The following is a 12,554-nucleotide window of genomic DNA, read 5'->3' on the forward strand; positions in this document are numbered from 1 at the left end:
TGTTGCCACTGTACACATCAGCCAATCGCCCATGCCCGCCGGTAATAAAATTGCCCAGAGGAGACGTAATTCGCTTTTTGTGGTGAGAGGCCTCGAGCACACGCTTGATCAAGGTTTGAGCTGTAAGCATGATATCCAGTCAGTGACGGGTAACCTCCTGCCTACGGGATGGGTGTCGCTGCTCAGCACTAAGCGTTTTGGGCTGTTTAGCCGATGACGCAGTCTGTCAATCCGCAGGATGATTCTATGCAGTGGCCTTTGGTCTCGGTTTTAGTGCCATGTTACAACCATGAGAAATACATAGAAGAGAGCCTGCTAAGTATTTTGCAGCACGACTACGACAATATAGAGTTGATCGTCGTCAATGATGGCTCAACGGATGGCAGTGCCGATGTGATCAATGGGCTGCGGCAACGATACGACTTTCAGTTTTACTCACAAAGCAATCAAGGGGTAAGCGCCGCACTGAACAACGCGCTAGCGCATGCGCGGGGTGAATTTATTGTTACCCATGACTCAGACGACATAATGCTACCCGGCAAGCTGCGCTACCAGGTGGGTTATTTGCTTGATAACCCTGACGTAGGTTGCGTGGGTGCCCGTGCCATCATGGTTAATTCAAAAGGCGAGCAGTGCAAGGCGCCTAAGGTAAAAACGCAGAAGATTAAACGTTTCGATTTTTCCGAATTACTCGAGCTCGCATTCGCCGTTGGTGGGCCTGTGGCGGTTTATCGGCGTGAAGCGATTGATAGGGCGGGTGGCTACGATCCCGCTATCAAAATTCAAGATTTCCAAATAACTTTGAAAATTGCCCATCTAGGTTATCGGGTTGATATGCTTCCGGGGTTCGTGATGTTATATCGACGTCACGATACAAACATTTCCAAGACCGCTTACAAAAGCCAGCTCGATTATGACATGGCTGTTATTGACGCTTATCAGGACCATGCGGGCTATGCCTCTGCAAAGGTTAGCGTGATTAATAAGGCGCTAAAGGAGGCAGTGGTTGATGACCCTGCGTTCGCTTGGAAGCTTTTCAAGGGCCTACCGATTCACAAATGGAATCTGGTTACCTGGAAGCGGTTTCGTCGTTTCTTAACCAAACGTTTTTTTTAAGTGGCGGCCTAATCGCCCGACCTTATTGCCTTTGTGTGCGGATATTTAGTGTGATTCATCAATTTAAAAGTACCTGTAAACAACTGAGTTTCGCCGGGGTTTTGTTAGGGTTAGGCATATTTTGGAGTGTAGTAGGGGTCATTTTTACCCCTACTATGAAGCTGTATAACCAAATTCTTATTGCGCTGGTTTATCTGCCGAGCCTTTATTTGCTGTGTCGGTATCCCCGGCAGTTGGTGGCTTTATTTTGCTCATCAAAAGCGCTGTGGTTGCTGGCTGTGATTGTGGGATGGGCCATACTCTCCCTAAGCTGGAGTCATGGCGTTGAGCGCATAGGGGTTGCGATTAAACGCGAGCTACTGTTCACGATGTTGATCGTGGCGGGCGTACTTTGTGTGCGCAAGTATCCGGAGGTCGTGCGTCCGACGCTCGTCTTGCTGGGTGTCATTGCAAGCCTTTACTCTCTGCTTGCACTGTGTCTAGGTGATGCATTTGGCCCAGAACGCATCAATGGCTTTGGTGGCTTCCTGGATAATCCCAACTCTGCGGGTTACACCATCGCATTCATGATGGTTCTGGCATCAGCTACGTGGCCTGCAAAGTTAAGTTGGCGCATGGTCTTTATCGCCATGCAATTGTGCTCCTTAGCCTATGTAATCTCTACCGGAAGTCGTGGTGCACTGCTTTCATTGGCTGCAGCCTGTTTCATCTTCACCATAGTCGGTGAACAAACCGCTAGACGCCTAACGGCCCTCAGCTCGTTGGTGGTAGTGGTTATTGCGGTAATCGTGCTGGACCCCCAGCTGGTTGCGCGCGGTGATTCGTATCGCCTTAAACTCATAATGGATGGGCTTGAAGTCGCGAAACAGAATCTGTGGTTTGGCTTGGGGATGGGCACAGAGTACGGGGTAACGGCGGGCGCAGCTGTGCTTCAGCATTGCCATAACTTTATTGTCGATACGCTTATTCAATATGGCGTGGTCGGGTTCGTACTTTGGGCGGCAATGTGGCTCTACATAGGCTGGCTTGCCTGGTGTATGCGCAAGGGGCCATTGGGTGCAGTCCCGCTCCTGACTTGGGTTTTTGCCTCGGTGGCATTGCAGTTCGACGTATTTGTCCTATTTGGGCGTTCGCGGGCAGTATGGCTTGAGGTATGGATACCCTTGATATTGATCGCGGGTCTGGAAGCCAACCAGGCTGATGCGTTCAAGTTGTCCCGTACACCGGTACAAAAAACCACCTGACTACTGCTGCTCAGGACTTTATGGCTGCTGAATCGCGAATAACCCGGCTTTGCAGTTCGTCGAAAGGGAAAGTGTCGAGCAAGTTTTCACGTTGTAGGTAACTGCTGAAGTGCAGCAGATTGCGCCTTCTTAGCGAATCAGGAAGCGCGCGGCGATAAATACGCATGTCGGAAATATCGATGAGTCCGAGCCCCCCTGTTGCGCATTCAACGATGTTGCCCAAATGCAGTGATCTGAAGTACACGCCCTTGTCATGTAGCAGGCGTATAAACTGCGCTAGTTGATCGATGCGGCTCTGCCAATTGAAGCCTGTTTCAGCACTGACAGCACGCAGCGTTTTGCCCTGCAGTGGGTCATAATGCACGGCTCTGAAGCGGCTATCAGGAAGGAGGTAATGCTGCAGAGGGGTCAGGGTCGCAATGTTCTTGCGTTTTAATGCTTCGGCGTTATCAATAAAGCGTTGAGAGTAAGGAACGACCAAGGCAGACGAAACCAAGCGTTTACGTCGAAAAATCTTTATAAAGCGGCCATCTTCCAGCAAAAACACCTTTGGCCCATATGTATCGGACTCTAGGATTTTGGCGTTTGCGACCATTTTCACGAATTGCTCATCGCTAATTCGCGTTTTAGGGATCGACATGTAAATCCTCATTTTGATCAGTTACAAGCCCAAGCAAATAGCTAGGTTATTGCCATTGTTCTGGTTTTGCCTGTGTTAAAATTCAAACTTTGCCACGACAGCCTGAGACAACAATGAAAGCTGCGCCAAAAGACGACTCGCCGTCGAGTTTGAAAGTTTACCTGCGATTATTGACGTATGTGCTGCCGTATTGGGGTGTCTTCGCCGTCAGCATTATCGGTTTTGTGCTGTTCGCGTCCAGTCAACCGATGCTCGCGCACATGCTGAAACTCTTTCTTGATGGTCTGCAACATCCCGAAGGCGCAATGCTACTTGGGGTTTCAGTCATTCTAGGCGTGCCGATTCTAATTGTACTCATTGCCCTCTATCAGGGTATAGGTTCATTTTTGGGCAACTACTATTTGGCCAAAGTTGCCCGTGGTGTCGTACACGATTTGCGCTGCGCGCTTTTCGACAATTTGCTACTGCTGCCTAATCGCTATTTTGATAACAATAATTCAGGCCACCTGATTTCACGTATCACCTACAACGTGACTATGGTGACAGGTGCTGCTACGGACGCGATCAAAGTCGTGATTCGCGAAGGGTTGTCGGTGATATTCCTGTTCGGCTACTTGCTGTATATGAACTGGAAACTGACCATGGTGTTGTTGGTCATCATGCCGTTCATCGGGGTTATGGTCTCCAGTGCAAGCAAAAAATTCCGCAAGCAAAGCAAGAAAATTCAAGAGGCTATGGGTGATGTGACTCATGTGTCTTCTGAAACCATTCAAGGGTATAGAGTGGTTCGCAGCTTCGGCGGTGAAGCCTATGAGCAGAAGCGTTTCCACGCTGCTAGCGCCGATAATATGGACCGCAGTCTCAGAATGACGCGCACCCAAGCGATCTATACCCCCATGTTGCAGTTGGTGATCTACATCGGCATGGCATTTCTGATGTATCTGGTTTTGTATATGCGCGGCGATGCATCTGCGGGTGACTTGGTGGCTTACATCACGGCGGCCGGCTTGTTGCCTAAGCCAATTCGTCAGCTTTCTGAGGTCAGTGCGACAATTCAGAAAGGCTTGGCTGCTGCTGACAGCATCTTTGCACAACTCGATGAACCCGTTGAGGTCGACAAGGGCACTGTCGAGAAAGAGCGGTTAACCGGCGAGCTTGAAGTACGTAATCTGAATTTTCAGTATCCGGGTACGGACAAAGCCGTACTGGCTGATATCAACTTCTCAGCCAAACCCGGGCAAATGATCGCCTTGGTCGGACGTTCAGGCAGCGGTAAGTCGACTCTGGCAAACCTGATTCCGCGCTTCTATCACCATGAAAGCGGACAGATCTTGCTCGACGGTGTCGATGTTGAAGACTACAAATTACGCAATTTGCGTCGCCATATTGGCTTGGTGACCCAGCAGACCACTTTATTTAACGACACGGTAGCAAACAATATCGCCTATGGTGATTTGGCGGGTGCGCCCCGTGAAGCAATTGAAAAGGCCGTTGAAGCGGCGTACGCCAAGGAGTTTGTCGACAAACTTCCGCAAGGGCTCGACACTGAAGTGGGTGAAAATGGTGTTCTGCTTTCTGGCGGTCAACGTCAGCGCTTGGCGATTGCCCGTGCTTTGCTTAAGGATTCTCCGGTGCTGGTGCTTGATGAGGCCACTTCTGCGCTGGATACCGAGTCCGAGCGGCACATTCAGGCCGCGCTTGATCGCGTGATGAAAGGGCGTACAACCTTGGTAATTGCTCACCGATTGTCGACGATTGAAAAAGCAGACCTTATTCTGGTTATGGATCAGGGGCAGATTGTAGAGCGGGGCACTCATGCCGAACTCTTGGCGTTAAACGGCTATTACGCACGTTTACATGCCCTGGGCATGGATGAGAACGCATCGCTTGATCACGCCTGATAAACTACTCGACCGCCACCTAAGGCCCTCGGAGTCCACATGAAGTTGTCCATGCCACGTTTTGAACAAGCCCCGGTTTTAGTTGTGGGCGATGTCATGCTCGACCGTTATTGGCATGGCGGTACTTCGCGGATATCTCCCGAAGCACCGGTGCCGGTGGTCAAGGTTGATCAAATTGAAGACCGTCCAGGCGGTGCCGCTAACGTGGCCTTGAATATCGCTGCGCTGGGTGCACCAGCGACTCTGGTGGGGGTCACCGGCGAAGACGAAGCGGCCGACAGTCTCGGCAACAGCCTGCACTGCGTCGGTGTCAAAACGAGTTTTCAACGAATTAATGACCAGCCGACTACTGTCAAGCTCAGGGTCATGAGCCGTCACCAACAACTGTTGCGGATGGACTTTGAGGAGCCTTTCAACACCGATCCAGAGGCGCTGGCCAAGGATGTTGAGTCGCTGCTCGACGGGGTGAAAGTCTTGGTGCTGTCTGACTATGGCAAAGGCGCACTAAAGAATCATCAGGCCTTGGTCCAGCTCGCACGTAAGCGAGGTATTCCAGTGTTGGCTGACCCTAAAGGCAAGGATTTTTCGATTTACCGTGGCGCAAGCCTGATTACGCCCAACCTCAGTGAGTTCGAGGCCATTGTCGGCATCTGTACCGATGAGGCGCAGCTTGTCAGTAAAGGTGCCAAGCTGATGCAAGAGCTTGAGCTGGGTGCTTTACTGGTGACGCGTGGTGAGCACGGAATGACCTTGTTACGCCCGCAGTTTGCGCCGCTGCATCTACCGGCTCGCGCCCGTGAAGTGTTCGATGTCACGGGTGCTGGCGATACGGTTATTTCAACGCTGGCCGCCTCAATTGCTGCTGGCGAAGATTTGCCTCAAGCTGTGGCGCTGGCAAACTTGGCCGCAGGTATTGTTGTGGGCAAGCTGGGTACTGCGGCGATTAGCGCGCCTGAGCTGCGCCGCGCGGTGCAGCGCGAGCAAGGCTCTGAGCGCGGCGTGATGAGTCCAGATCAATTGCTGGTGGCGATTGAAGATGCGCGCGCCCATGGCGAGAAAATTGTCTTCACTAACGGCTGCTTCGACATTCTTCACGCAGGCCACGTGACTTACCTCGAGCAGGCACGGGCTCAGGGAGATCGTCTGGTGCTGGCGGTAAATGACGATGCCTCTGTCAGTCGCCTGAAAGGGCCGGGGCGACCGATCAACTCGGTAGACCGGCGCATGGCTGTTTTGGCCGGCTTGGGCGCAGTTGACTGGGTGGTAAGCTTCACTGAGGACACCCCCGAAAACCTGCTCAAAATGGTGCAGCCAGATGTGCTGGTCAAGGGCGGCGACTACTCGATTGATAAAGTAGTTGGCGCTGATATCGTCACTGCCTACGGTGGCGAAGTTAAAGTGCTGGGCTTGGTCGAAAATAGTTCGACCACAGCCATAGTCGACAAAATTCGCAACCGTTAACCCTTCCTGAATGCTGGCCACTGGCTTCATCGCCACAGGCCAGCGGCTAAGTGGTCATGGTCTGACTCAAGGCCTGACGGCATGATCTTTGGCATCATTAATCGCTCAAGGAGCGAGATGCCATGCCTTCGAATGTTAATGGCCATGCCCTGACTTTGCTCAACCGCTTTGCGCAGGCAGATTGGCCTGATTACCTAAAGCTGCGTAAACCCTTCGAACACTTGGTTTACAGCGGTGCGCGAACCGGCTTTAAGCTTGCGGCGCGGCGCTCCAACAACGCCCAACCTCCCCACGCGCTGGGGGACTCCAGTGCGCTTTTTGATCTGTCTCTGACTGAAGAGCAGAAAATGCTGGTCGAGATGCTCGAAAGCTTCGCACGTGAAGTGCTGAGGGCCGAGGCTTGCGCTGCTGATGAACAGGCAACAGTTTCGACTCAGCTGCTCAAGCGCATGGATGAGTTAGGTCTTGTCCATTATGCGGTGAATGAACTTCATGGTGGCCTGGCGGGTGAGCGCACGACCTTAACCAACGCACTGATGGCTGAGGCGCTGGCCAAGGGCGACTTAGCCCTTGCAGCAAGCATGTTGATGCCATTGTCCGGCGCTAACTGTATACGTCGTTGGGGGGCCGCCAGCCAACAAGCACACTGGCTACCACAGTTTCTTAGGGATGCAGAGCAGCCTGCAATGGCTATTGCAGTTAATGAGCCGAAGCCATTATTCGACCCGCTCAAGTTGACCACTAAAGCCAAACGTAAGGCTAAGCACTATGTGCTCAATGGTGAAAAGTGCATGGTCGTAAGCGGCCTTGATGCCAGCCATATTATTGTTGCTGCAGACGCTGCGGGTGGGCCTGCATTGTTTATTGTCGATGCACAGAGCCAGGGTGTTCAGCGTAAAGCTGAGCCGGCGATGGGTTTAAAGGCAACGCGTACCTGTCGTGTGCAATTAAACGCCGTTAAGGTTCCCCTTGATGCGCGTTTAAGTGCCGCGGATTTCAACTATCAGCATTTTCTCAATTACTCCGATCTAGCCTGGTGTGCATTGGCGATTGGAACAGCTCAAGCGGCTCTGGATTACGTGATCACCTACTGCAACGAGCGAACAGCCTTTGCTGAGCCGATCAGCCATCGTCAAGGGGTGGCGTTTATGATCGCTGATATGGCCATCGAGGTTGATGCCATGCGCCTGATGGTCTGGAACGCCTGCTCACTCGCTGAGCGCGCAAAACCCTTTCAGCGGGCAAGCTACCTAGCTCAGCTGCTCTGCGCTGAGAAAGCGATGAAAATTGCAACCGATGCGGTGCAGTTACTTGGCGGGCACGGTTTCACCAAAGATCATCCGGTGGAGCGCTGGTACCGCGATATTCGAGCCATCGCGCTGATTAAAGGCGGTCTGCAGCTGTAGCCAGTCGCCGCTTCGTTTGTCACGCATTGCATCAAGGAGTGATGATGAATCTAGATACCCCAAAAAAATTTAAAGGGCTGGTGAGTCACGCTCATCAGGTTGCAGAGCATTACTATCGGCCAATCTCACGTAAGTACGACAAGGCTGAGCACAGTTACCCGCGCGAGTTAGAACTGCTGGCCGGGTTGCTTGATGGGATGAATGCCAGTTCATCCGAGGCTGTTGGCGCGACGTCGGCAGGCAAAAGTAGCAATGGCGACGAAAGCCAAGGCATCAAAAACGGCGGCAATATGGCTGCGCTCCTGGGCATTATGGAACTGTGCTGGGGAGATGTCGGCTTGTTGCTGGCTATGCCACGTCAGGGCTTGGGTAATGCCGCCATTGCTGCTGTGGCTAACCCTGAGCAGCTGGAGCGCTTCCGGGGTGTATGGGCAGCGATGGCAATCACAGAGCCGGGTTGTGGCTCTGACTCCGCAGCGATCCGCACCACTGCAATCAAGGATGGCGATGACTACCTGTTAAATGGGGAGAAAATTTTCGTTACCTCAGGTGAGCGCGCCGATGCTGTAGTGGTTTGGGCGACCTTGGATAGGGCCCTTGGGCGTGCTGCTATCAAGTCATTTGTGGTTGAGCACGGTACGCCGGGCATGAGCGTGACACGGCTAGAGAAAAAACTCGGTATTAAAGCCTCTGACACCGCCTCCATTAGCTTTACTGATTGCCGAGTACCTGCGAGCAACATGTTGGGCCGGCCTGAGGTCGATCTTGAAAAAGGTTTTGCAGGGGTGATGGAGACTTTTGACAACACCCGACCGCTCGTCGCGGGTATGGCCATTGGCGTGGCAAAAGCTTCACTGGACCGTACTCGCCAGTTGCTTGAGAAAAATTTCAAACTTGATTACGTCACTCCGCTGCTGAGTGTCAGCCACGCGCAAGCGACTTTGTACAGGTTGGAAGCAGAGTGGCAAGCCGCTCGCCTTTTGACCCTTAAAGCCGCCTGGATGGCCGATAACCGTATTGCTAACTCAAAAGAGGCATCAATTGCCAAAGCTAAAGCCGGGCGGGTGGCCAATGAAGTGACGTTAAAGTGCGTTGAACTGGTCGGGGCACTCGGCTATGGCGAGGACGAATTACTGGAGAAGTGGGCGCGTGACTCAAAAATCCTGGATATTTTTGAGGGCACCCAACAGATTCAGTTATTGATTATTGCCCGCCGCTTACTCGGCAAGACATCGTCAGAGCTGAAGTAGCTTCAGGCGCAAGAGTGCAGTGGTTTATTGCATGCTCCCATTGCTTTTTGATGCGGGGTTTGCGGTCTAACTGTTGTATTTTTTGGAGCTTGTTTAGCCTTCAATGGGGCTTGGAGGTTTTGCTGTTGTACCCAGTCTTTCCAACGGATGTGCGAGTCTCTAACCACCCATCCGTCCTGAGGTGCAAAGCTTTCTGCGAGCCAAACCCCGCGGGTTGTTGCCGTTTTGAGCGTGCCTTTGTTTAAAGTGAACAGTTCACCGGTGGGGCGGCCTTGCTCCAGTGGCAGCAGAAAAAGATCGGGCCGGGTGCGCTGCAGGCGTGCAATGAGTTTGCCGTTTTCAAGGCATTCATCAACATGAAAAAGGCTCAGTTGTTTTACTTCTTTCGGCAACTCAAGACTCAGGTCATAAACCAACTGCAATGAAGCCGTCGGCACGTGTACATAGGCGCGTGGTCGCTCAAGTAGCGTCAGGTTGCCGCATTGAACCGGACGCGCAGCGCCTGAGAGCGGGCTTAAGCGAAAGTTGACGGCTTCCCGATAATGCAGCGTGCCTTGATAGGGCGCTGGCAGCCAAGTCTCGCCGAAACGGCCACTCAGCCAGCCTTCTGGCGTTTCCAGCAAGCATTCTTCAGCAACTTCTTGAACCGCGGTGAGCAAGGGCAAATTTAGCTCGTGAGCGGGTACATAGCCTGATATGAGCTTGAGGACTACATCGCCGCGATCAAGTCGGCGTTGACGCACTAGCACCCAATATTCACGGCCTTGCCAGTTCAGCGTCAGGCGAACCGAGACACCAAGATTGGCCAGTTCAACGGAAAAAGATTGCGGGTCAGTAATGTCTACATCTGTTCGGCGCTGAAGCATTTCATCGAAGTTGAGCGGCCAACCATAACCCTGATATGTCAGGGCGTCAGGGGTGGCTTCGACACGCAATGGCAGGGTTTTAAAGTTGCCAGGATCTTTACTGATTAAGGTGCGCGACATCTCAACTCCTCTACGATTAGCTACTCAGCCAATGCGGTGGGTGACGACTTTTGACGCTAGAGCCTGCCACAACTTCAGTGCCACCAAAGCAGTGAACTGGACAGCAAGTGTTTCAGGTGATTTCACGAATGACGGCTGCTGCGCTTGCGACGTTAGCGGTTAAATGTTGCGGATTAATGGTGCCAATAATGGCACTTGAAACGGCTTGATGGGCAAATATTAATTCGAAGCTGGCGCGAATGGGGTCTTCGCCGGATGCCAAGCATGCGTGACCGCTGGCCAGCGCCTTTTTGATCAAAATACCTTTACTGTGCTGTTGGGCGTAGTCGAGTACCGGCAATTCATCTTGTTGATTAAGGTTGTAGGTCACCATTGCACAATCGCCATCGTTTAGTGCTAACAGACCGCCTTCAACGGTTTTTCCGGACAAACCAAAGCCGCGGATTTTGCCTTCGTGCTTTAACTCAGACAGCGTACTGTAAATACCGCTGTTGCGGAGCACGGAGACATCGTTACCGTCGGAATGCACCAGCAGCATATCAATGTAGTCGGTTTCCAGGCGTTGCAGGCTGCGTTCGACTGACATTCGGGTGTGCGCGGGGCTGAAATCAAAAAACGACATGCCATTTTCGAACTCTTCGCCGACCTTGCTGACAATGACCCAATCCTGGCGCTGGCCACGCAATAGTGGCCCGAGGCGGGTTTCACTGGTGCCATAAGCGGGGGCGGTGTCGATCAAATTGATGCCTAGATCCTGGCTGAGGGCGAGCAGGTTACGCACGCTGGCATCATCTGGGATAGTGAACCCATTGGGGTACTTAACCCCTTGGTCGCGGCCAATTTTCACGGTGCCTAGCCCCAGTGGGGATACTAGCAGTCCCGTTGACCCTAGCGGGCGGTGCAAGCCATGCAGCGTCTGAGTCAAAACAAGCGCTCCCAAATGGGTTCGGCAACTGCAGGGCGTGGCAAGTCGGACAGTGCAGATGCAGGACCGGGTTTGATGCCATCGCGCTCAAGTGTTGCCAGCACCCGGTCGGCAAAGTCGGGGGCAAGTGCCAGCTTTGTTGGCCAACCGACAAGTAGGTTGCCTGAGTCTGTTAGAAAGGCATTATCAGGGCGAATCAAACCTGTCTGTGCCGGCTCAGCGCGGTCGACGCGTACTGTCGCCCATTGCGCACTGGAGAGGTCTATCCAAGGTAACAAATCACCCAGTTCTTTCTGTGCGGCTTTTATCTGCGAGGCAGGGTCGCGAGCAACGCCATCAGCTTCAGCGATTTCCCCCCCTAGATACCAAACCCATTGGCCGTCTGCTGCCGGATGGGTGGTGATGGTGACACGGGGTTTGGGGCCGCCCCCGAGGCAGTGAGCGTACAGCGGCTTGAGTGTCGGTCCTTTGACCAAGACCATATGCAGAGGGCGCAGCTGTTGCGCCGGCTGGCTGATATTTAATGCGTTGAGTAGTTCTGCATTACTGCTCCCAGCGCTCAGGACGATCCGCTGTGCACGAATCTCGCGGCCATCTACGCGCAGGCCGGTTAATTTATCCGCTTCAAATATCGGCTCAATGACCTCACCGGCAAGTAAGCTATCGCCCGCCAGTTCAGCGAGGCGTTTGATCAGGTTCGGCACGTCCAGTACCAACTCGGCGAGCCGGTAAACCTTGCCTTTGAATTTGGCGTGCTGCAGTGCGGGAGGCAGTTGATCGCCTTTAACCTGGTCTACGCGTCCGCGTACCGCCTTGCTGGCAAAAAAGCTGGTGAGGTTGCCCGCAATTGTGCCCGGCGACCACAAATAGTGGGCGTCGGAAAGCAGGGGGACGCCGCGCAGGTCAATTTCGCCATTTCCAGCCAACGCCTCGCGCCAGCGTCTCGGCATATCGGCAATCGCCTCAGAGGCACCAGTGAGAGCGCCGTGGAGCGCATACTTGGCTCCGCCGTGGATGATCCCTTGGGATTTAACGCTCTGGCCGCCACCTAATGTGTGCTTTTCGACCAGGATGGTGGCGAAACCTTCTTTGCGCAAACGTGCATTCAGCCACAAACCAGCGATGCCGCCGCCAATGATTAGAACGTCTGTGCTTAGCGTGTTGAGCATGCGCGCGTCTCATCAAAAATGTCAGATGCCCAGTATAACCTGCCTGCTGGATTCAGCTCGGCATGAGCTGAATCTTTAGCCCTGATTATCTTTTTTCAGGGGCTAAAGGTGTTGATATCAGTGGCCGGTGGTCTGGGAAAACAGCTGAATAACCATCACGCCTGCGACAATCAGTCCCATGCCAAGCATGGCGGGTAGGTCGAGGCGTTGTTGATAAATAAAGGTGGCGGCAATACTCACCAAGACGATGCCAAGTCCTGCCCAAACTGCGTAGGCGACCCCCACTGGAATGGTTTTTACCACCAGACTGAGCATCCAGAAGGAGATTGCGTAACCGACTATGACCAGAATCAGAGGCAGCGGTTTGCTCAGGCCACTGATGGCTTTCATTGATGTCGTTGCGATGACTTCAGCGGTCACGGCGATTGCGAGGTAAAGGTATCCGCTCATATTGGT

At 53.1% G+C, this 12,554-nt stretch carries 11 protein-coding genes; 6 read left to right on the top strand and 5 right to left on the bottom strand.

The genetic code is table 11. The features are described 5' to 3' along the window. Nucleotides 1-246 precede the first annotated feature (246 nt). Entirely contained in the window at nucleotides 247-1,116 is an 870-nt protein-coding gene (locus tag ACIGCM_RS07940) for a glycosyltransferase family 2 protein (protein WP_397501500.1), read from the top strand. A 155-nt stretch (nucleotides 1,117-1,271) separates the two neighbouring features. Next, the gene (locus ACIGCM_RS07945; RefSeq protein WP_397501501.1) at nucleotides 1,272-2,360 is read left to right on the top strand and encodes an O-antigen ligase family protein; all 1,089 of its coding nucleotides are present in this window, start codon (nucleotides 1,272-1,274) and stop codon (nucleotides 2,358-2,360) included. Nucleotides 2,361-2,370: 10 nt separating this feature from the next. Here ACIGCM_RS07945 and ACIGCM_RS07950 read toward each other — a convergent pair whose 3' ends face one another. After that, nucleotides 2,371-3,000 (bottom strand): toluene tolerance protein, encoded by a 630-nt coding sequence (locus tag ACIGCM_RS07950; protein WP_397501502.1) that lies wholly within the window; start codon nucleotides 2,998-3,000, stop codon nucleotides 2,371-2,373. A 113-nt stretch (nucleotides 3,001-3,113) separates the two neighbouring features. Here ACIGCM_RS07950 and msbA point away from each other — a divergent pair, with 113 nt between their 5' ends. The 4 genes from msbA to ACIGCM_RS07970 all read left to right on the top strand — a co-directional run bounded on the left by msbA (nucleotide 3,114) and on the right by ACIGCM_RS07970 (nucleotide 9,018). After that, nucleotides 3,114-4,901: a lipid A export permease/ATP-binding protein MsbA gene (msbA, locus tag ACIGCM_RS07955; protein ID WP_397501503.1), complete on the top strand. Its 1,788-nt coding sequence runs from the start codon at nucleotides 3,114-3,116 to the stop codon at nucleotides 4,899-4,901. A gap of 39 nt (nucleotides 4,902-4,940) precedes the next feature. Continuing rightward, nucleotides 4,941-6,362 (top strand): bifunctional D-glycero-beta-D-manno-heptose-7-phosphate kinase/D-glycero-beta-D-manno-heptose 1-phosphate adenylyltransferase HldE, encoded by a 1,422-nt coding sequence (gene hldE, locus ACIGCM_RS07960; RefSeq protein WP_397501504.1) that lies wholly within the window; start codon nucleotides 4,941-4,943, stop codon nucleotides 6,360-6,362. Nucleotides 6,363-6,484: 122 nt separating this feature from the next. Beyond that, the gene (locus ACIGCM_RS07965; RefSeq protein WP_397501505.1) at nucleotides 6,485-7,768 is read left to right on the top strand and encodes an acyl-CoA dehydrogenase family protein; all 1,284 of its coding nucleotides are present in this window, start codon (nucleotides 6,485-6,487) and stop codon (nucleotides 7,766-7,768) included. Between the two features lie 44 nt (nucleotides 7,769-7,812). After that, nucleotides 7,813-9,018, top strand: a complete 1,206-nt coding sequence (locus ACIGCM_RS07970; protein WP_397501506.1) for an acyl-CoA dehydrogenase family protein — start codon at nucleotides 7,813-7,815, stop codon at nucleotides 9,016-9,018. Nucleotides 9,019-9,020: 2 nt separating this feature from the next. On the opposite strand, the gene ACIGCM_RS07975 is transcribed toward ACIGCM_RS07970, so the two are convergent. The 4 genes from ACIGCM_RS07975 to ACIGCM_RS07990 form a co-directional block, all read right to left on the bottom strand. Further along, on the bottom strand, nucleotides 9,021-10,004 hold the full coding sequence (locus ACIGCM_RS07975; RefSeq protein ID WP_397501507.1) for a metal ABC transporter ATPase: 984 nt from the start codon (nucleotides 10,002-10,004) through the stop codon (nucleotides 9,021-9,023). A 112-nt stretch (nucleotides 10,005-10,116) separates the two neighbouring features. Beyond that, entirely contained in the window at nucleotides 10,117-10,929 is an 813-nt protein-coding gene (locus ACIGCM_RS07980; RefSeq protein WP_397501508.1) for an aldo/keto reductase, read from the bottom strand. After that, complete coding sequence (locus ACIGCM_RS07985) at nucleotides 10,926-12,098, bottom strand: NAD(P)/FAD-dependent oxidoreductase (protein WP_397501509.1); 1,173 nt, start codon at nucleotides 12,096-12,098, stop codon at nucleotides 10,926-10,928. The genes ACIGCM_RS07980 and ACIGCM_RS07985 overlap by 4 nt, the downstream gene beginning before the upstream one ends. Before the next feature lie 117 nt (nucleotides 12,099-12,215). Then, complete coding sequence (locus ACIGCM_RS07990) at nucleotides 12,216-12,548, bottom strand: multidrug efflux SMR transporter (RefSeq protein ID WP_087518406.1); 333 nt, start codon at nucleotides 12,546-12,548, stop codon at nucleotides 12,216-12,218. Nucleotides 12,549-12,554: the final 6 nt, after the last annotated feature.

The organism is Pseudomonas sp. NPDC078700, from assembly GCF_044542375.1.
Taxonomy (GTDB): domain Bacteria; phylum Pseudomonadota; class Gammaproteobacteria; order Pseudomonadales; family Pseudomonadaceae; genus Aquipseudomonas.